This window comes from Cryobacterium sp. Y11, assembly GCF_002929535.1.
GTDB lineage: Bacteria > Actinomycetota > Actinomycetes > Actinomycetales > Microbacteriaceae > Cryobacterium.
On sequence record NZ_PJJO01000058.1, the window covers coordinates 94,382 to 114,035 of the forward strand.

The following is a 19,654-nucleotide window of genomic DNA, read 5'->3' on the forward strand; positions in this document are numbered from 1 at the left end:
GTACGCCGACTCGCAACCGCAGTGACGAGCGCCATGAGTATTACGACAGTTCACGCATCATCCGGGGGCCGCCGCCCCCGGACGAGCGCCTCGCGGCGACGGATGTTCTTAATTGCCCTCGGCTTTCTGGCTCCGGCGCTCGTGCTGTTGGTCGGGCTCGTGCTGTACCCCATTTTGTACACGGTGGTGCGGTCGTTCTTTAGCGCCGAAGGCGGCGATTTCGTTGGCTGGGACAACTACGTCACCATGTTTACGAATGACTCGACCTTTACGGCGATTCGCAACAATGTCATCTGGGTGCTTGTTGCCCCGGTTTCCTGCACCGTGCTGGGCCTGCTATTCGCGGTGCTGCTAGAAAAAATCAAGTGGTCGACGGCGTTCAAGCTGATCATCTTCATGCCGATGGCCATCTCCATGCTCGCCGCCGGTGTCATCTTTCGAGGAATTTTTCAGGAAAGTCCGAATCTCGGCGTGGTGAACGCGGCCGTGGTGGCCGTGAACAGCGCGTTCGGCGGCGGCGACGCAGCCTATCCGGGAGCAACGCCACGCGGTGACGCCGGACTGATCGACGACAGCGGCGTGCTCGCGGGCGAGACGGCCGTGACCGCCGGCGACGAGCAGAACTTTCCGCTCGTTGGTGTGCGCGCCGACAGCGTGCCAGACGGTGCGGAGCAGGCCGAGCCAGCAGGCAGCGCTGGCGCCGGCCAGGTTACGGGCACGGTCTGGCTCGACGTCGTGACCGGCGGCGGCGGTACCCCCGGTCAGATCGACGATGGTAAAACGGGGCTACCCGGCATCAGGGTCGACGCTGTTGCCGCAGACGGCACCATCGCCGCGACCACCGAAACGGATGCCGCCGGCCGCTACATTCTCGCCGGTCTCGCCGAGGAGACCTACCGAATCGCTCTGCCGGCGTCGAACTTTGATGAGGGCTACCAGGGTGTGTCCTGGCTGAGCTCCGGCCTGATCACCGCGGTCATCATCCTCTCCTACATCTGGATCTGGGCCGGCTTCGCCATGGTGATGATCGCATCCGGTCTTAGTGCCATCGACCGTTCCCTGCAGGAGGCGGCCCGAATGGACGGTGCCAACGAGTGGAAGGTGTTCTCCCGCATCACGGCGCCGCTGCTCTCACCCGTGCTGATCGTCGTGTTTGTGACCCTCATTATCAACGTGCTCAAGATCTTCGACCTGGTGTATGTCATTCCGCCCGGCGCCTCGAAACCCGCGGCCAACGTCATCGCCGTCGAAATGTGGACCGTCTCCTTCGGCGGTGGCAGCAACCAGGGCCTCGGCAGCGCGCTAGCCATCTTGCTGCTCATTCTCGTACTGCCCTCGATGATCATCAACGTGCGTAAGTTCCGTCAGGAGAGACAGTCGTGAGCCTGACCCCAACGCACGTGCGCGGCAAGAAAACGCTCGCACGCAGCATTCTCGGCTTCGTCGACAAGGGCATCATCAACGCGGTTCTCGTCATCGTGGCTATTTTCTGGCTGGTGCCAACGCTCGGCCTGTTCGTGTCGAGCCTGCGCACCGTCGGCGACAGCGCCTCGAGTGGCTGGTGGACGGTCGTCACCACCCCGGCGCAGCTCACGATTGACAACTACGCCAATCTGCTCAGCAATCCGACCATCACCGGGTCGTTCTGGAACACCATTCTGATCACCGTTCCGACGACGGTCCTGGTGGTGATCTTCGGCGCGCTGGCCGGCTATGCGTTCGCCTGGCTCAAATTTCCGGGACGCGACTGGCTGCTCATCGCCGTGATCGTGCTTCTCGCAGTGCCGCTGCAGGTCGCGCTGATTCCACTGGCGCGCATGTTCGGAGCCCTCGGCATTTTTGGGTCGATTTTCGGCGTGATCCTCTTTCACGTGGCGTTTGGCCTGCCATTTGCCATCTTTCTGCTGCGCAACTTTTTCACCCAGATTCCGGCAGAACTTCTCGAAGCTGCGCGCATCGACGGCGCGAGTGACTGGCGCATCTTCGTGCAGGTCATCCTGCCGCTCGGTGGGCCGGCCATTGCCTCGCTCGCCATTTTTCAGTTTCTGTGGACCTGGAATGACATGCTCGTCGCCCTGATCTTCACCGACTCCGGGTCTCAACCGTTGACCGTGGCGATTCAGAGCCAGCTGCGCCAGTTCGGGTCCAACCTTGACGTCTTGTCGGCCGGAGCGTTCTTATCGATGATCGTGCCGCTCATCGTGTTCTTCGCCTTCCAACGCTTCTTTGTGCAGGCGCTCCTGGCGGGTTCGCAGAAATAGGCAGCGCCAGAACGGATGCCGCGGCCCGGCCTGTTATCCTCGGCCGTCATTCCCAGCGCAACGCGTTGGCGTTGAGGGAGTTGTCGACGACGAGGCTGATGGTGCCGGCGACGTAACGGTCGACGGACCACTCCAGCGGAAGGCCGTCACGGCTGAAACTAACGCGCTTGTGCATGAGCAGCGGGGACCCGCGGCGCACATCGAGCAGCCGCGCGTCTTCCGCCCCTGCTGGGCAGGCGGAAAACTGATGCTCCGCGCGGGAGAAAATGACGTTGGCCGTCGCAGCGAGCCAGGCCGTCACCGACGGGCAGTCGGACGGAATTTGCTCCACCGCGGCGCCGACCGAATCCCGGTAGCGGGTGCGCTCCACCATGATGGCGCTGCCATCAAGCAGGCGTACCCGCACAACGCAGAACACGCGAGCGGCTGTCGGTAGCCGAAGTTCCTCGCGGTCGATCGGCGAAGCGTCCTGCCACACCGCCGAGACGACATGGCCAGCTGGAACGCGCCCACGCGACGACGCCCATTGGGCAAAACTTCGAAATTCTTCGAACGTGGCGGCTACCCGCGGCTCGCCGACGACGGTGCGCCGACTGCCACGACGGGAGGCCAAGACCCCCTCGGTTTCGAGTTCGCCCAGTGCCTGCCGAATGGTACCGGGAGCAACGTCGAACTCTTCGGAGAGCTCACGTTCGCTGGGCAACTGACTTCCGCGCTCATAGAAACCCCGGGTAATTGCGCCTCGAACGGCTTCTGCGATGTCGTGATACCTAGCCACGCCCAACCTCACTCTGTACGGCCGCGCTCTGAGCGCCCGGCCTGGATCAGTGTCCAAAGTATTGCGTCACCGCGCCGTGTGATGACCGCATCGGACTCACACACTGGGGGTTCACCAAGCGTTTACCTACTCGTCACTCAACATACCCATCCCGGCCCAACTTCTCTAGTGAACTTCGAACGTCAAAGATTAAAGTTCACTAGAGAAGTTTGGTGAGCGATGATCTTTTGTCTTGGGGGTCGCCGTCGGTGACCCACCGGTACACGATCATTCTGGCCGAAGAGGATTTCAATGAACACGTCGCATCGCCGTTATCTGCCCGCAATCCTGCTTGTCGGCGCGATTGGCCTGTCTGGTTGTGCCAGCACCTCCACTGACGCTGCCGGGGACGGCGGCTGGGCCGCCGCGACCTCGGTCGAAGCCGGTGGGGGGCTGGACAGCCTTGTCAGTGCTGCGCAGGATGAAGGAACCCTGAACGTCATGGGACTGTATCCGGACTGGGCCAACTATGGGGTGTTGGTCGAGGAATTCACGGCGACCTACGGCATTGAAGTCGACAACGACACCTCGGCCGGTTCCAGCCAGGACCAGATCAATGCCATCAAGAACCGCATTGGCCAGAGCCGGTCCCTCGACTACCTCGACACCGGAGTTTCCTTCGCCAACAGCGCCAGTGCTGAGGGGCTCTTGGCCGAGTATCGTCCCGCGACTGTCGCTGACATTGACCCGGCGCTGACGGACACCGACGGTCGGTGGACGAACCAGTACGGCGGTTATGTCACCATCGGGTGTGACGCGGCGGCGGTGGCGGTATGCCCCACATCTTTCGCCGAACTCGACGACCCCCAGTACGCCGGCAAGGTAGCCCTCACCGGAAACCCTGCCCAGGGCGAATCCGGCTTCAACGCGGTGTGGGCCGCAGCGATGGCGATGGGCGGCAGTCTCGACGATATCCAGCCGGGTATCGACTTTATGGCCGAGTTGTCGGCGAGCGGCATCCTCATTCCCGTCGAGGCCAACGCTGGCACACTGGAAACCGGTGAAACCCCCATCATCATCAACTGGGACTACCTGAATTTGGCTGTCGCCGATGACACTGCGGCAGCTGGTGTTAATTTTCAGGTTGCCATCCCGACCGACGGCACCATGGCGTCCTACTACGCAGCTTCGATTAACGCAGACGCCCCCCACCCCGCTGCGGCACGCCTGTGGATCGAGTTCATGTACTCCGACGAGGGCCAGAACATCCTGCTCAATGGCTACACCCGACCCGTGCGTTTTGACGCACTGGTCGAATCCGGTGCTGTCGACACGGCTGCGGCCGATAAGCTCCCAAGCGTCACGATTGGCTTCGAGTTTCCGTCCGAAGCCCAGCGCAGTGCCGCCAACCTGCTCCTCGCTGAGAAGTGGGACGCAGCGGTTGCCTCGTGATGCTCGCGGTGGCCAGGAGCGACGCCCCCTCCGGCGCTGATTCGGTCGACCGGGCAGTGGATCTCGTTCATTCGTCGCCCGCCCGGGCCCAGCGCCGAGGCGACTCCTCGTTCACGGGACTCATTCCCTTCCTGGTCTTCATTGCTCTCTTTCTCGGCGTTCCGATCTGCGGCATCGTGCTGTCGGCGTTTCGAGTGGCCGATGTCAACGACCCGGGAAGCTACGTGCCTAGCCTGGCCAACTTTGTGGCCAGTTTTCGGGGAGCGTCCTGGGATGCAATGCAGAACAGCCTGCAGATCAGCGTGATCGCGGCCCTGATCGGTGGCGTCGTCGGTCTGGCCCTCGCGCAGGCAATTCTCACTACGCGCTCCAAGAAACTCATCGCTGTCGTCACCGTGCTGACGAGCGTGCTTGCCAATTCCGGAGGCGTTCCCCTCGCGTTTTCCTTCATCGCGGCGGTCGGTAACGCCGGCATTATGACGGGGCTTCTGTCACTGACAGACCTGGGTTTCACCCTCTACAGCAGCGGCGGACTCATCCTGATGTATCAGTATTTTCTGATCCCGACGATGGTCATGGTTGTTTTGCCCACCCTGGCCGGCCTGCGCCTGGAATGGAAGGAGGCGGCGGCATCCGTGGGGGCAACCAGCTGGTACTTCTGGAAGAAGGTCGGCTTGCCGATCGCTACTCCGGCGATCCTGGCCGGATTCGTTCTGCTCTTTGGCGCATCGTTTGCGACCCACGCCTCGGCTGCGGCACTGATCGGAGGCGGCGGGGTACCCCTTATTACCCTGCGCATCGACAGCGGACTGGCCGGTGGCAACTTGGCCGGCCAGGAGAATGTGGCCATGGCATTGGGTGTCAACATGATCGTCGTTGCCCTGGTTGTCTTGCTCATTTACATGCCGCTGCAGAAACGGAGTCTGAAATGGTTCAAATGAGGCAGTCAACGCGCGCGACTCGGGGCATCCGGGTCGTGGCGCCGGGGCTCAGTTGGGCATTGATTATCTTGGTGGCGCTCTACATTGCGGTACCGATGCTCTGCGCTTTAGCCTTCAGCATCTACGTGCCCACAACCGGATTTACCTTTGTGCCGTATCTGGAATCGGTGCGTGACCCGGGATTTTTCGGTGCGCTTTCGCTGACGCTGCTCATTACTGTTCTGACCGTTGTCGGGTTGCTGGCCATTATGGTTCCGACCATGGTGTATCTCCACCTGAAGGCGCCCCGGTGGCGCCCTGTTATTGAGATCGTCTGCACCATCCCCCTCGTCGTACCGTCAATCGCTCTCGCGGCCGGATTAGTCACCGTGCTGCGCAGCATGGCCAGTTTCGGTCGTGGTTCTGTGCCAGCTCAGATTAGCCAGCTACTGCAAAACCCCGACCTGCCCATCGTGCTGGTCGGCAGCTACATCGTCTTGACCCTGCCATTCGTCTTTCGATCGCTCGATGCTGGTCTGCGCACCATTGACCTGCGCACCCTCGTCGAGAGCGCACATTCACTCGGGGCCAGCGGCGCCACAGTGCTTCGGCGGGTCATTCTGCCCAATGTTAAGGGGCCGGTCATCTTCTGTGCCTTCTTCTGTATTGCACTGTGCCTGGGTGAATTCACTATGGCAGTGACGCTGGGCTACCGAACTCTGCCGGTTTGGCTCACTCAAATTGCCGGATCCAATTTTCGCGCGTCAATCTCCATGTCCCTCCTCATTAACGCCCTCACTTGGGCACTGTTGATCGCCATGACCGTACTGGCCGGACGGGCAGCTCCCGCGCGCGTCCTGGCCTTGAAAGGACACAAATCGTGACGCTTGCAGCAGCAACGGCTCACCCCCGAAGCGCAACGGGGGCGCGTATCGAGTACACCTCGGTAAGCAAGAAGTTTGGTGACACCACCGTGCTCACCGGTCTTAACCTCACAGTTGAACCCGGGGAATTCGTCGCGCTGCTCGGGCCTTCTGGCTGCGGAAAAACAACGGCGCTGCGTATTCTCGCCGGGTTCGAGACCGCGTCGAGCGGTACTCTCACGGTGGACGGGCGCGATGTATTGCCGGTCCCGGCCCACCGTCGCGGCATTGGCATGGTGTTTCAGTCGTACAGTCTGTTTCCCAACCTCAGTGTGGCTGACAACGTATCGTTCGGACTCGTTGTGCGACGCGAAGGCAAGGCCAAGCGGGTAGCGAAACTGACTTCACTGCTCGATCTGGTCGGGCTGCCCGGTTTCGCTGATCGGTTTCCGGCCCAACTCTCCGGCGGACAGCAACAGCGCGTCGCGCTCGCACGAGCCCTCGCCGTTGAGCCGCGGGTACTGCTCTTGGACGAACCCCTGTCGGCTCTGGATGCCAGGGTGCGCGCCTCACTCCGGGAGGAGATTCGCAACCTGCAACTCCGGCTCGGGATCACGATGCTCTTCGTCACCCATGACCAGGATGAAGCGCTAGCGATGGCCGATCGGGTGGCGGTGATGCGGGGCGGTGGAATCGAACAGATTGACCGGCCGGGGGTTCTGTACGACCAACCGAGCACTGATTTCGTTGCTCGTTTCGTTGGTACGACGAACCAACTCGCCGTCGCCCGCGGCGCGGCCGTTCCCGAACTCTGGGCACCCCACCAGGATGGCGATCGTGATTTGCTCTATGTGCGGCCCGAATTGCTCCTGCTGGAGGCGTCCGAGCGCGGATCTGCCCACATCGTTTCCCACCTTTACCGCGGTGCGACCACTCGCATTACGGCCAAGATCGAGGGTGACATTAGCCATGGAAGTTCCGAGATCAAGGTCGACGTTCCTTCCGCTAGCGTCACCGAGTTACCCATTGGCCTGAGAGTTCAGGTTCGACTGACGGGGCGCCCGGCGCTTCGGATGGAGGCATAAATGCAAGTCCAATTTCTCAACACCAGCATTGACGTGAGCGCGAGCTTGCTGCCGGGTGCGGCATCCGCAATCATCTTTGACTGCGACGGACTACTCGCGGACACCGAAGATCTCTGGTTGCGGGCCGTGGCTGCCTGCGCGAACGCACGGGGCGCGGCCCTGACAGACCTGGCCGGTTTTCGTGGTGGCGCGATAGACGACGTGGCCGCGCAGCTCGTGACGATTTTCGCCGCTGCCGGGCTTTCGACCCCCTCAGTGGACGAATTAATGGAGTCGTTATCCGACGAATTTCAATTGCTCATCGCCCAGGAGGCGACCGCGATGCCGGGAGCCCTTGCCCTGGTGAGGGAACTCGCGTCACGATTCCCCGTTGCGGTCGCGTCAAACAGTCCGCGCGCGCTGCTCGATCAGATCTTGGATCGTATCGGTGTGCGGGACTTGATCACGTGTTCCGTCGCCCGGGATGAGGTGTCGGCGGGCAAACCCGCTCCCGAGCTGTACGTAGCTGCCCTCCGCAAACTGCACGAACTCGATTCGTCGGTGAACGCCGAGACGGCCGTTGCGTTCGAAGACTCGGCGGTGGGGGCGGTGGCTGCGATGAGCGCCGGCCTTCTCGTTGTCGGCGTCAACGCTGACCCGGCCGTGGTTCTCGACTGCCACGTGCGGCACACCACTCTGCTCGACGAAGAACTTGTCGATTGGGCCCGCATTGTGGAGCGGGAGCAGCCCGTGCAGTTCGGGCCACACACCCTCATCCACGGCAGTTTCGACGCGGCGACGTCGACTCTGACCGTGCAGTGCCAGTACCCGGCCGAACAGTCGGCGCGCGTGCAGGTGTATGCGCAGGGTGACTGTCTGTGGAACGAGCTGCCAGCAGGTCGACCCGTGGCATCGGCATCCGTGCTGACCGAAAGCAAATCTGTATCAATGGATCTGACCCACCTTGCTGAGGGGACCTATCGTTTTTTGCTGGTGACGGATGGCGTGGTCCCGGAATGGAATGGGCGCACCGGTGAATTCACGGTGCGCTCCACCCGGCCAGTAGCGCAGGCCGTAGCGCCCGCTGCGGACACTCCGGAATTGCCGGAGCAGGGTGTGAGCGCCATGACCTGGAATCTCTGGTTTGGCGGGTGCCATTCCAACGACGGCCACGCCAAGCAGGTGGCGTATCTTCGGGAATCTCTCCACTCGATCGTGGCACTGCAGGAGTCTTTCGGGGATCATGGCCGTCGGTTGGCGGCAGCGATGGGGTGGAATATCGCGCAACAGGGTCATGACACCGCAGTGATAAGCCCGTATCCACTGTCGCTTCACGCCACCGAAACCGATCCCTTCGCTACCTGTGCCACCGTTTTCACACCGACAGGCGCCGTCACGGTGTGGTCAGTTCACCTGTGGCACTCGGACTACGGCCCCTATACGGCCGATGATGCCCGTATCCCTGCGCGCTATACCCTCGCCAGCCGGGGCGAACGCCGGCGCGCAGCCGAGCTCGCGAAAATCTTGTCTGAACAGGGCCGGCTCGAGCGCGAGGACGTCGTGTCTGCCCAGGATCCGATTCTCATCATGGGTGATTTCAACGTGCCCTCGCATCTGGATTGGAAGCCGGGATACCGCGCCAATACTGTCGAGTGGCCCACCTCACGCATGCTCAAGGGCGCGGGGTACGCCGACGCGTTTCGCGTCGTGCATCCGAACGCCGGTGCCGTGCCCGGGCACACCTGGTCGCCGATCATCCCAAACAATGAGGAGCCTCGGGACCGGATCGACTTCATCTTTAGCCGCGGCGCGCACGCCTTGGCGGCATACACCGTCGCCGGTGAGACCGAGAGCGGGGCGGTGTTGATACCCACTGCCGCAGAAAAACGCCACATTGGACGGGGTGCAAATGTGCTGGGCCACCACCTTGAGAATGCGTGGCCAACCGACCACGCAGCTGTTGTGGCTCGGTTGAGCTGGAGGTGACGGCGGAGCCCGGCCGCAGGCATCCGTTCGGCCGTGTCTGCGGTCACGTTTAGAGTTGCATCATGAGCAGTATGCACGGCGCGGGCAGTGGGCCAGCGCCCCAGACAGGGCGCTACGGTAAGGCGCGCACGCGCATTAGCCGGGGGGATGTCGCGGCGCAGCGCGAGCAAAACGCGCAGGCGCCGCAGATTCCGAACCTGCTCCGGCGCATACTCGAGCTTTTCGTTCCGCACCGCGCCGCCCTGACGGTGACCATCATTCTCGTGCTGATTGCGGCCGCCGTGTCGGTCATTCCGCCGCTACTCACCCAGCGTGCGTTTGACGAGGGATTGTTCCCGCCAGGGGACACCCCGAACCTGTCCCGATTGGGGCTGCTCGTTGGAATCATGATGGCGCTCTATCTCGGCTCAGCGCTGCTTGGTGTCTGGCAGACCTGGCTCACCGCGACGGTGGGCAACAAGGTAATGGGCGCCTTGCGGGTGCGGCTGTTCACCCATTTGCAAGCCATGGAGCTGAGCTTCTTCACCAAAACAAAGACCGGCGTCATTCAATCCCGGTTGCAAAACGATGTCGGTGGGGTAGCCAGCGTGCTGACCAACACCATTTCCAGCGTGCTCGGCAATACCGTGACGGTGATTGCAGCGTTCGTGGCGATGCTGCTGCTCAACTGGCAGCTGACGATCGTGGCCGTCGTTTTGATGCCGATTTTGGTCTTTGCTCAGCGCAGGGTAGGACAGGTGCGCGCCCGTATCGCCGGCAAAACGCAGGAGTCGCTGTCCGACATGACCGCGATCACCCAGGAAGCACTGAGTGTGTCTGGCATTCTGTTGTCAAAGAGTTTCACCAGGCAAAACGCCGAAATTGGGCGGTATGCCGAGGAGAACGACAACCAGATTCGCCTGCAGGTCAGCCAGCAGATGAGTGGTCAGTGGTTCTTCGCCATGGTGAACATCTTCCTGTCGAGCATTCCGGCCATTGTCTATCTTGTCGCGGGATGGCTGATGTTCAACGGCCAAGTGGATGTCACGGCCGGCACGATCGTCGCGTTCACGACCGTGCAAGCCCGCCTGATGTTTCCACTCATGGGTCTGATGCGAGTCGCGCTCGACCTGCAGACCTCAAGCGCCCTGTTCGCGCGCATCTTCGAGTACCTCGACCTGGTGCCGGCGATCACCGACAAACCGGGCGCGACGCTGGTGCCTTCGGTGGGTGCTTCGCGTGGCCGGGTCGAGTTCGACCGGGTACGGTTCGCCTACCCGGATGCCGGGGCCGAGGCCCGCCCGACCCTCGACGACGTGTCGCTGACGATCGAGCCGGGGCAGTTTGCCGCCTTCGTCGGGCCCTCCGGCGCGGGCAAGACCACGGTGTCGTACCTGATTCCGAGGTTTTACGAAACCTCGGCCGGCCGGGTGCTGTTCTCCGGCATCGACGTGCGCGACCTCGAGCAGGAATCGCTCGTCTCTCACATCGGAATCGTCAGCCAGGAAACCTACCTGTTTCACGCGACTATTGCCGAGAACCTGCGCTACGCCAAGCCAGAGGCAACGGATGCCGAGCTGGTCACGGCCGCGCGCGCCGCCAACATCCACGACACCATCGACTCGTTCCCCGAGAAGTACGACACCATGGTGGGGGAGCGCGGCTACCGGCTGTCTGGCGGCGAGAAGCAGCGCATCGCGATCGCGCGTGTGCTCCTGAAGGACCCCCCAGTGCTCATTCTCGATGAGGCAACGAGCGCGCTTGACTCCATTTCGGAGAGCGTTGTGCAGGCCGCCCTCGACACCGCGAGCCATGGTCGTACAACCATCGCCATCGCGCACCGGCTGTCGACGATCGTCGCTGCCGACGTGATCTTTGTCGTCGACGCCGGCCGCATCGTCGAGCGTGGCACCCACGCCGAACTGCTCGCCCGTGGAGCGTTCTACGCGGGCCTCTACGCCCGCCAAGTCACCGCGAGCCCCGACCTCGCCGTCTAAACCGTCCCGCCCCAGCTTTCTGCACCCAACTTCCTGGACCAGGCCCGGTCCCGGGGCCGATGACAGATCATGGGCCCGGCGCTCCAAGGTGGGCCCGGCGCAGGCCGCGTAGTCCAAATCCGCTCTGATGTAGTCGGCTGTGCAGCTCCCCAACGAAGCGCAGGATTTCAGCCAGCTGGTGAAGCGAACTCGCAATCGAGCCCGACGATCTTCGTCGAATACGAAATCAATTTTCAGTTTTTAGCATTTATTGAAATTAACGTTCAACGTTCATCTACATGGCGGAGCGCGTTCACAATGGCTGCCTAACGTCGCTGTTGTGACCGAAACAACAATTCCTGAGCTTGCCACTTCACCGCAGGCCCCGGGCACACTTCATACCGCGGAACGAGTCCGTGCCAGACTGACCGACTTCAGTCCGGCCGAACGACGCGTGGCGGAAGCTGTCCTGCGGGACCCCTTTGGTATCATCCACCTGTCAGTGAGCGAACTTGCCGCCATCGCCTGCACCAGTCCCGCCACGGTCATACGATTCTGCGTGAGTCTAGGCCTGCGTGGTTTCCAGGAGCTCAAGATCACCCTGGCCAGCGAGTCCATCCCGAGCGCACGCCGTGTCCTCGGCGACATCGTTCCCGGCGATGGGGTCGCCGAGATCACACTCAAGGTCCTGGATGGAACTGCCAGAGCCGTCGGACAAGCCGCCCAGACTCTCGACCTGAGTGTGCTGGAAGCGATTGCCGTACAGGTCGTTGGCGCCCGACGCGTGCTTTTCGGAGCGGTCGGTACCTCTGCACCGCTAGCACTCGATACCGCCTACCGGCTCACGCAAATCGGGATCGATGCCTCTTTTGCTCTCGACGTACATACCCAACATGTCAGTGCACGGATGCTCCGCCCCGGCGATGTCTTCTTTGCTATCAGTCACACGGGCTCCACTTTTGAAACCCTCGCCACTGCCCGCGCCGCCAAGCTGTCTGGCGCCACAACGGTCGCCCTGACAAGTTTTTCGCACTCGCCATTGACTGACGTCGCAGACTTCAGTCTTATCGCGGGGAGCGCCGAAACTGCCTACCGGGTCGAATCCATGACGAGCCGAATCGTGCACTTTGCCGTGCTCGATGCGCTCTTTGTCACCTTGGCGCTACGTACCAGCACCAGCTCAGCGCACCTGGCCATGACCGAGGATGTGCTCATCGAGCACCGCATCTGACCCCGCCTATCGCGCGAAATCTTCGATTCATCGAGCGACCTGAACCCCTGCAATTCGAATACTCACAACACGAGAAGGAACCTATCCGTGCACGGAATCGTTGTTTACAGCTCGGGCCAACCGGCCGAGGGCATTGTCGTCACCAATGGCCACCACGTTACCCAGACCGATATGTCCGGTCTATTCACCCTGCCGCGTGCGGGTTCCTTTGTCGTGATCACGCGGCCCTCTGGGTACACCGCGACCCCATGGTGGGTCCCGACGCCGGCGGGCGACGAGACCGAGATCCGCTTCGAACTACTGGAAACTCCCCAGTCTCTCCCTTACGAGTTTGTGCACCTCACCGATACGCACCTGACGGTTCCGAAAGATGCTGCGGATGCGGATCAGTCTGGACTGTACCGCGAAGGCAGCCTTCCCGACCAGGTGCGTGATTTTCTCACCCGGCTGCCGGAATATGCGCCGAATGCGCAAAGCATTTTCGTCACGGGTGACCTCGTCGACAATGGCGTTACTGAGGAATACGAAGCGTACGTCGACGTGCTGACGTCGAGCCCGGTGCCCGTGCACCTTATTCCCGGAAACCACGACCACATGAACGGGCGCCGCGGCGCCATCATCAGCCGCAACAACTATCTCACCAATGATGGAACGCCCGAGCTGTATGAACGCTACTTCGGGCCACGTTGGTACAGCTTCGATGTCGCTGGGCTGCACGTGGTCACACTCGATTGGCACACCCATGAGCTCGGTATCGACCACGACATGCAGAACGACTGGGTGCGGGCAGACCTTCAGGCTCGGCCAGAAGGCAGCCCTTGGATCTTACTGTTCCATGACCAGCCGAATTTCTCCATTATCGAGCAGTTGCCGTGGTTACCGAAGGCAACTTTTTCGGGCCACTGGCACACGTCGAGGGTCGTCGAGGTTGACGGTACGCTGCACGTAAACAGCCCCACCACGTTCTTCGCAAGCCTCGACTACAGTCCGCCGGCTTACCGCCTTGTCACCTGGGACGGCGAAAATATCACGTTGAAGACGCAGACCCTGCTGACCGTTCCCGTTCCCGATGCCCTCGGCGATGTTTCTACGTCTACTTTCGCGGCGACGAGCAACCGGTCAGACGATTCCGCCGTACTGTGGCGGGCCGAACTCGGTGGTGCCGGCCACCGGCAGCGTGCATCCGTTGACGGCGACCTCGTTCTCGCCGGTGGTCAAATCGAGGATCGTGCGGCCGGAACTGTTGAGGCCTTTGATCTGGCCACCGGGGCGCTGGTCTGGCGAGCACACACTGCCTCGGCAGTGAAGACGACACCGGCCGCCGCCGAGAACGTTGTCGTGGCTGCCGAGGTGAGCGGCGACCTGACCGGGTTTGATCGCAGCACCGGTGAGGTCATCTGGAGCTTGAAATCAAGTGATCCGCTACGCCGTTTTGCCTGGGGTAGCCCAACGGTTGCCAACGGAATGGTCTACCTCGGTGACCAGTCCGACTTGCGCGCCGTAGACATCCGCACCGGCGAAGTAATCTGGCGTCGCACGGACCTTTCGCCGCACCACAACCTCGTGAACCACTCGGCGCCGCTGCTGGTCGATGATCTGTTGGTGATGGGCTTCTGGCCCACGCCCGCGCATCCAATCGGTCTCGATGCTGGAACAGGCGAGTCCGTGTGGAACCGCGGCGACTGGGATGGCACGGATCCCTTCCTCGCACTGAAGCGGATGCTCATCATGGGCACGGCCAGCTATGACTCACAAACTGACACTGTCCTCATGCCGGCGTATGGCAACACCACCCGCGTAAATAGGACAACAGGCGCAACGATCTGGACGCAGCCGCACCAGGGCGGGTTCAGCCCGGCTACGCCAGTCATCACGGATGCGGGCTACGTCGTTACGGTGACGGGTCACGGGCTGCGACTGCTGGAGCGCGAAACCGGACAGACCCTCTGGGACCTGCCAATCACGGGAGCCGCCCCCTTCCCCATGGCGTCGTACACAAAAATTCCGCACCCGGTAATAGCTGCACCACTCCTCGTTGGTGTGCACCTGATACTGCCCGGCCTCGACGGGATCGTTCGCCGCATCGACCTTGAAGGAAACGTTATCGGGCAGACCCAACTCGCCTCACCGATCGCCGCGAGTCTCGTGGAGGCGGGCGACCGCCTCATTGCTGTTGGCGTTGATGGCAACGTGCTCGCTCTGTCCCGAGACATTGCGTCATGACTACACTGACTCGGACTCGGACTCGGACTCGGACTCGCGACGAGAAAATTGTTTCCTCCGACAACTTGCCACTGCGACCGCCCAGGCACGCCCGAACGAACCTTGTTCCGGTTCTCTTTCTGCTGCCGGCCGGCATCGGCATCGGCATCTTTGTGATCGTTCCTGCAATTCTGTCGCTCGCTGCCAGTTTCTTCTCCGTGCCGCTCACCGGCGGCGCGTGGCAATGGGTGGGCCTGACCAATTACGTACGGGTACTGACCGACTCTGCCGTACTTCAGGCCATCGGCAACACCTTCGTCTACTCGGTGATCACCATCGTGCCCAGTCTCGCGATCGGGCTAGGACTGGCGCTCCTGGCGAATTCAGTGGTGAGAGGGCGCGCTTTTGTGCGAACAGCATTGTTCCTGCCGATGACCGCCAACCTGGTGGCAATGGCAGTTGTGTTTCGTTGGCTGTTCGCCTTTCAGGGCGGTTTCATCAATCAGATGCTGGGTTTCGCCGGATTCGGGTCCGTCAATTGGCTCGGCGACACGAGCACCTCGCTGCTCACCCTCGCTTTGGTCGGCGTATGGCGTAGCGCTTCTTTTAGCATGATGATCTTCTTCGCCGGACTCGCCACAGTTCCCGGCACCATCCATGAGGCCACCAGGGCCGAGGGCATTCGGGGCTGGACAAAACTGACCCGCATCACGCTTCCCATCATGAAACCCACCGTTGTCTTCGCCACGGTCGTCGCCGTGCTCGGCTCGGTTCAGGTCTTCGACACCATCAACGTAATGACGCAGGGCGGTCCGCAAGGATCCAGCGAAACGATTCTCACCATGACCTGGAAACTCGGCTTCGGCTACTTCGATCTCGGTGCAGCTTCCGCGCTCTCGTTCCTGCTTCTTGTCGTGCTCGTCGGCATCGGGCTCATTCAGCGCCGCGTACTCGCAGGAGGTCACAAATGATTTACGTGTTTCGAACCGGACGATGGCTGTTCATTGCCTTGGCCGTTCTGGTGTCGCTCTTTCCCTTTTATTGGATGATGCGGACCGCCGTTTCGCCCGCAGACGAGGTGTTCTTCGACGGCCTGTCCTTCATCCCGTCGAGCCTGGACTGGTCGAATTTCGCCCGAGCTTGGACGGACGCTAACCTCGGCCAGGCGATCCTCGTCGGATCTGCCATGACGCTGTCGATTCTCGCTCTCCAACTCATCACCTGCATTCCCGCGGCTTATGTGCTCGCAAAGGTTCGCATGCGTGGGGTCGGAATCGCACTCGCGATCGTCATCGCCTGTCTGCTCGTCCCCGGACAAGTCAGCCTGATTCCCATCTTCATTGGAATCAATACCGTTGGCCTCGCCGACTCCCTCCCCGGCCTGATTTTGCCCTATATGACCAGCGCGTTCGGGATCTTTCTCCTCCGCCAGCAGATGATGGCCATTCCCGATTCCCTCATGGATGCGGCACGCACCGACGGGTTGGGCCACGTACGAACTCTGTACAACGTGGTCATTCCCATGGCCGCACCCGGTATCGCGGCTTTCAGCGTGTTCTCCGTGTTCACTCACTGGAACGACTACATGTGGCCGCTACTGATCGCCCGTAGCCCCGACCTCGCCACTCCGCCCCTGGCGCTTGCGGTCTTTCAACAGGCCGATGCTGGGTTCGACTACTCGGCCCTGGCGGCAGGAGCCGCAATCGTGACCGCACCCGTTATCATCCTCTTCCTCGTGGCGCAGAAGCGCTTCGTTCAGGGAATGAGCGGAGCAGAGATCCCCGGCTGACCGTGCACAATGCAAACGAGTCTCGTCACTTTTCCCGCATTTTTCCCTAAGATCCGCTCGGCCCTTCGCACACATAGGAGTTATTAGCATGATGCCTAACCGTCTCTCTCTCGCATTCGGGGCTCTCGCCGCCGGTTCAATTCTCTTGTCAGGATGTGCCGCTTCTTCGGCGGCTTCGGCCCCCGAAGCCTCCGTCGCTACGGCAGCCAACATCGCCGACTGTGACCCAGCAGCGAACACCATCACCGCCACGTACGGGCTGATGGCAGCTGAGGCCATGGAGATCGCCACTGCCAATTTGCAGGAGACCTATCCCGAGCTCACCATCAAGGCCACCCCGCCCTCGACGTCTGACTACAACGAACTCACCAAAACCGTCGTTGCTGACATCGCGGTGGGTAACCGCCCGGATCTCATCATGACGGGGCTTGGCCAGCTGCAATTCTGGGTTGACACCTATTCACCGGCACCCATTGATGTTTCCGCGTTGCGCCCTACCTATAAAACCCAGTTTTTGGGAGCTGGCACAGTTGATGGAACGGTCTATTTGGCTACTAACCAAATCTCCGCCACCGTCTTGCTCGTCAACCAAGACGCCCTTGACTCCGCAAATGCGGGTGAGGCGAAAGACATTAGAACCCTAGATGATCTCGTCGCAGCAGCTGAGAAAGTCACCGCTGACACAGGCAAGCCGTCGATTACCATTCCAACCGAAACTTTGCCGGACTGGTTTAGCCAAGCCCTGGTGCAGGGTTCGGGAGAAACGTACGTGAATGCCGATGGCACGGCCGGTTTTGGGTCTGAGAAGGCCATTGAAGCACTTTCTATCTGGCCAACCCTCAAAAATAATGGTCTTGAACTCGGCGTCGTCAATGACCAAGACGCCATTGCCCAGTTCATTGGAGGAAATGCAGCGTTCCTCGTTAGGACTACGTCAAATATCGCCATGATCCAGGAAGGCATCGGCGACGCGTTCGACTGGATGCCGGTCGACCTGCCCAGTGTCGAAGGAAACGAAGAAGGCTCCCTACCCGCCGGTGGCAACGGCTGGATCGTTCTCAGCGAAGACGCCTGCCGCGCAGCGTACTCTAATGCCCTGATCGCGGAGTTACTCTCCCCGGAGGCCGTCTCCGCCGCCAGCGGCACGTCACGCAGCTATATTCCAGTCGACACCGAGTCCGGCGAGTCCCTCCTCTCCAGCGACGCCGCGACGAAGCAGCTGACCTACGCGTGGAGCTACGACAAGCCGCTTACTCCGTGGGGTGGGTTCGCCGGAAAGGACACCATGGAGGTCTTCGACACGGTTCGCCTGATGGCTCAGAAACTCCAGTCGGGTGCCGACGCCACGGAAACGGTGAACGAGGCCGTCACGAACATCGACCTGATTGTGAGCGAATAACAACATGACCGCGGTCAAGATTTTCGGAATTCACAAGTCTTTTGCCGAGGTGAAAGCCCTCGACGGGATCGACCTGACCATCGAGGATGGCGAAAACTTCGCCATCCTCGGGCCGTCCGGGTCAGGCAAATCCACGTTGCTCCACATCATCGCAGGGCTGGAAGAGCCCGACAAGGGAACAGTCGCATTCAACGGGGTCGCTCAGAATGGCATCCCTCCGCATAAGCGAGACGCTGCGATCGTGTTCCAGCATTTCGCGCTGTACCCGCACCTCTCATCCTTAGAAAACATCACGCTTGGCCTCCGTCACGGACTCGGTTTAACTAAGCAAGTGGCGAACAAACGGGCCGTTGATGTAGCCGACAGGATGCAGGTAAAGCATCTCCTGAACCGAAAACCCAAAGAAATGTCAGGCGGTCAGCGCCAACGAATCGCTCTCGCCAGAGCTTTGGCCAGGCAAAGCGGCATCGTTCTTCTGGACGAGCCACTATCCGGCCTGGACGCCCAGCTGCATGCCGTACTCCGACTCGAAATCGCCACCTTGCTGCGTTCAGTTGGGGCCACCGGCATCAACGTCACCCATGACCAGCTCGATGCCATGGCCATGGCCGATCGAATCGCCGTCATCAACCTGGGACACATCGAACAGCTCGGAACACCCGATGAGCTGTACGCCGTGCCCCAGACGCTGTTCGTCGCATCATTCATCGGGTCACCGCCGATGAACCTCGTGAAAGTCGATGAGTTGACCGGCGAGTCGGCTTTTGGCCAACATTCCAGCGCTGCGATGACGGAGGCGCTGACGCTCGGCGTACGGGCCGAACACCTCACCCTCACGACTGACTCCGCCACCTACGGTGCCTGGGCGATATCCGGAGTTGTCGGGCTTGTCGAACCAACGGGGAAAGATCGCATCGTACGGTTGACCAGCGACTCCGGTCATGCGGTCACGTTTCGCTGCGAGGTTGCAGACACTCCCTCACCGGGCACACGGGTGACGGTGCAGTGTGATCCACGCCTCGTGCACGTCTATTCGCAAAAGACCGGACATCGAGTCGGAACAGCAGAATCTGTCGGAATCACGCTCCGTCAGCCGGTCGCCGCGTGATGGATTCACCTTCTACCACGTTGGCGTTGGCCGACACTATGGTGTTGTTTGATTGGAATGGCACGGTCGTGCTCGACGCCGACCGTGCCCGCGCGTCGCTGAATTCAGTGCTCGCGGCGCGATCGTTAGGAACACTCAACAACGAAGAGTTCTCCCAACAATTCCGACTCCCCATGCGAACAATGTTTCGCGATCTCGGCGTGCACTCCCTTGACCTCGATCAGGCCGAAGCGGAATGGAACGACCAGATGACCCAGATGTCTACCTGCCTTCGAGCAGGAACCAACGCTGCTTTGCTGGAACTCTCAGCAGCAGGAGCATGGTTAGGCGTTGTGTCTGCTGCATCGGCTGCAGCTGTTCAATTTGACCAACGATCACTTTCGGTACCCTCAGTGTTGGACACCGTCGATGCCAAGGTCGCTGACAAGGTCGTGCAACTCTCCAAGCATCGCAATCGTCGCGACCGCGCCTTCTACGTTGGCGACACCGCGTACGACATGCGCTCCGCCACCGCCGCAGGATACATTCCCATCGGGGTTGCAGGCGGATACGCTCCCGAGGATGTGCTGTGGGAAGCCGGTGCAGTGCACATCGTGGAATCACTGCGCGAAATCATGGCCATCGTTTCTGACTCCGCCGATCAGGCGGCGTCACGGTGAAGTATCAT

Annotated in this window: 16 protein-coding genes; 15 read left to right on the forward strand and 1 reads right to left on the reverse strand. The window is 61.2% G+C overall.

The features are described from left to right. Positions 1-102: 102 nt before the first annotated feature. Positions 103-1,383 carry an ABC transporter permease subunit gene (locus CXY75_RS12500; RefSeq protein ID WP_233201878.1) on the forward strand — a complete coding sequence of 427 codons (1,281 nt, stop codon included), beginning with the start codon at positions 103-105 and terminating at the stop codon, positions 1,381-1,383. Next, positions 1,380-2,261 carry a carbohydrate ABC transporter permease gene (locus CXY75_RS12505; protein WP_233201879.1) on the forward strand — a complete coding sequence of 294 codons (882 nt, stop codon included), beginning with the start codon at positions 1,380-1,382 and terminating at the stop codon, positions 2,259-2,261. The genes CXY75_RS12500 and CXY75_RS12505 overlap by 4 nt, the downstream gene beginning before the upstream one ends. 46 nt (positions 2,262-2,307) lie before the next feature. Here the strand turns inward: CXY75_RS12505 and CXY75_RS12510 are convergent, their stop codons facing one another. Next, positions 2,308-3,039, reverse strand: a complete 732-nt coding sequence (locus tag CXY75_RS12510; protein WP_158251193.1) for a GntR family transcriptional regulator — start codon at positions 3,037-3,039, stop codon at positions 2,308-2,310. A 291-nt stretch (positions 3,040-3,330) separates the two neighbouring features. Here CXY75_RS12510 and CXY75_RS12515 point away from each other — a divergent pair, with 291 nt between their 5' ends. The 13 genes from CXY75_RS12515 (at position 3,331) to CXY75_RS12575 (ending at position 19,646) form a co-directional block, all read left to right on the forward strand. Continuing rightward, positions 3,331-4,470: an extracellular solute-binding protein gene (locus tag CXY75_RS12515; RefSeq protein WP_104083143.1), complete on the forward strand. Its 1,140-nt coding sequence runs from the start codon at positions 3,331-3,333 to the stop codon at positions 4,468-4,470. A gap of 8 nt (positions 4,471-4,478) precedes the next feature. Continuing rightward, positions 4,479-5,411: an ABC transporter permease subunit gene (locus CXY75_RS12520; protein ID WP_233201880.1), complete on the forward strand. Its 933-nt coding sequence runs from the start codon at positions 4,479-4,481 to the stop codon at positions 5,409-5,411. Beyond that, positions 5,408-6,274 (forward strand): ABC transporter permease, encoded by an 867-nt coding sequence (locus tag CXY75_RS12525; protein ID WP_158251194.1) that lies wholly within the window; start codon positions 5,408-5,410, stop codon positions 6,272-6,274. Before CXY75_RS12520 ends, CXY75_RS12525 begins: the two co-directional genes overlap by 4 nt. Beyond that, on the forward strand, positions 6,271-7,338 hold the full coding sequence (locus CXY75_RS12530) for an ABC transporter ATP-binding protein (RefSeq protein ID WP_104083146.1): 1,068 nt from the start codon (positions 6,271-6,273) through the stop codon (positions 7,336-7,338). Before CXY75_RS12525 ends, CXY75_RS12530 begins: the two co-directional genes overlap by 4 nt. Continuing rightward, positions 7,339-9,303 carry an HAD-IA family hydrolase gene (locus CXY75_RS12535; protein ID WP_104083147.1) on the forward strand — a complete coding sequence of 655 codons (1,965 nt, stop codon included), beginning with the start codon at positions 7,339-7,341 and terminating at the stop codon, positions 9,301-9,303. Positions 9,304-9,365: 62 nt separating this feature from the next. Next, entirely contained in the window at positions 9,366-11,279 is a 1,914-nt protein-coding gene (locus CXY75_RS12540) for an ABC transporter ATP-binding protein (RefSeq protein WP_369826723.1), read from the forward strand. Positions 11,280-11,598: 319 nt separating this feature from the next. Next, on the forward strand, positions 11,599-12,489 hold the full coding sequence (locus CXY75_RS12545) for a MurR/RpiR family transcriptional regulator (protein WP_199182449.1): 891 nt from the start codon (positions 11,599-11,601) through the stop codon (positions 12,487-12,489). A gap of 87 nt (positions 12,490-12,576) precedes the next feature. After that, on the forward strand, positions 12,577-14,712 hold the full coding sequence (locus CXY75_RS12550; RefSeq protein WP_104083149.1) for a PQQ-binding-like beta-propeller repeat protein: 2,136 nt from the start codon (positions 12,577-12,579) through the stop codon (positions 14,710-14,712). Beyond that, the gene (locus CXY75_RS12555) at positions 14,709-15,662 is read left to right on the forward strand and encodes a carbohydrate ABC transporter permease (protein WP_104083150.1); all 954 of its coding nucleotides are present in this window, start codon (positions 14,709-14,711) and stop codon (positions 15,660-15,662) included. Before CXY75_RS12550 ends, CXY75_RS12555 begins: the two co-directional genes overlap by 4 nt. Next, positions 15,659-16,480 (forward strand): carbohydrate ABC transporter permease, encoded by an 822-nt coding sequence (locus CXY75_RS12560; RefSeq protein ID WP_233201881.1) that lies wholly within the window; start codon positions 15,659-15,661, stop codon positions 16,478-16,480. The genes CXY75_RS12555 and CXY75_RS12560 overlap by 4 nt, the downstream gene beginning before the upstream one ends. Positions 16,481-16,568: 88 nt before the next feature. Next, positions 16,569-17,879: an ABC transporter substrate-binding protein gene (locus CXY75_RS12565; protein WP_104083151.1), complete on the forward strand. Its 1,311-nt coding sequence runs from the start codon at positions 16,569-16,571 to the stop codon at positions 17,877-17,879. A 4-nt stretch (positions 17,880-17,883) separates the two neighbouring features. Further along, entirely contained in the window at positions 17,884-18,987 is a 1,104-nt protein-coding gene (locus CXY75_RS12570) for an ABC transporter ATP-binding protein (RefSeq protein WP_104083152.1), read from the forward strand. Next, positions 18,987-19,646 (forward strand): HAD family hydrolase, encoded by a 660-nt coding sequence (locus tag CXY75_RS12575; RefSeq protein ID WP_104083153.1) that lies wholly within the window; start codon positions 18,987-18,989, stop codon positions 19,644-19,646. Before CXY75_RS12570 ends, CXY75_RS12575 begins: the two co-directional genes overlap by 1 nt. The last annotated feature ends 8 nt before the right edge of the window (positions 19,647-19,654 follow it).

Coding starts and splice junctions, on each gene's coding strand:
- CXY75_RS12500 (WP_233201878.1), top strand. CDS start 103: ATGTTCTTAATTGCCCTCGGCTTTCTGGCTCCGGCGCTCGTGCTGTTG.
- CXY75_RS12515 (WP_104083143.1), top strand. CDS start 3,331: ATGAACACGTCGCATCGCCGTTATCTGCCCGCAATCCTGCTTGTCGGC.
- CXY75_RS12525 (WP_158251194.1), top strand. CDS start 5,408: ATGAGGCAGTCAACGCGCGCGACTCGGGGCATCCGGGTCGTGGCGCCG.
- CXY75_RS12535 (WP_104083147.1), top strand. CDS start 7,339: ATGCAAGTCCAATTTCTCAACACCAGCATTGACGTGAGCGCGAGCTTG.
- CXY75_RS12540 (WP_369826723.1), top strand. CDS start 9,366: ATGAGCAGTATGCACGGCGCGGGCAGTGGGCCAGCGCCCCAGACAGGG.
- CXY75_RS12555 (WP_104083150.1), top strand. CDS start 14,709: ATGACTACACTGACTCGGACTCGGACTCGGACTCGGACTCGCGACGAG.
- CXY75_RS12560 (WP_233201881.1), top strand. CDS start 15,659: ATGATTTACGTGTTTCGAACCGGACGATGGCTGTTCATTGCCTTGGCC.
- CXY75_RS12565 (WP_104083151.1), top strand. CDS start 16,569: ATGATGCCTAACCGTCTCTCTCTCGCATTCGGGGCTCTCGCCGCCGGT.
- CXY75_RS12570 (WP_104083152.1), top strand. CDS start 17,884: ATGACCGCGGTCAAGATTTTCGGAATTCACAAGTCTTTTGCCGAGGTG.
- CXY75_RS12575 (WP_104083153.1), top strand. CDS start 18,987: ATGGATTCACCTTCTACCACGTTGGCGTTGGCCGACACTATGGTGTTG.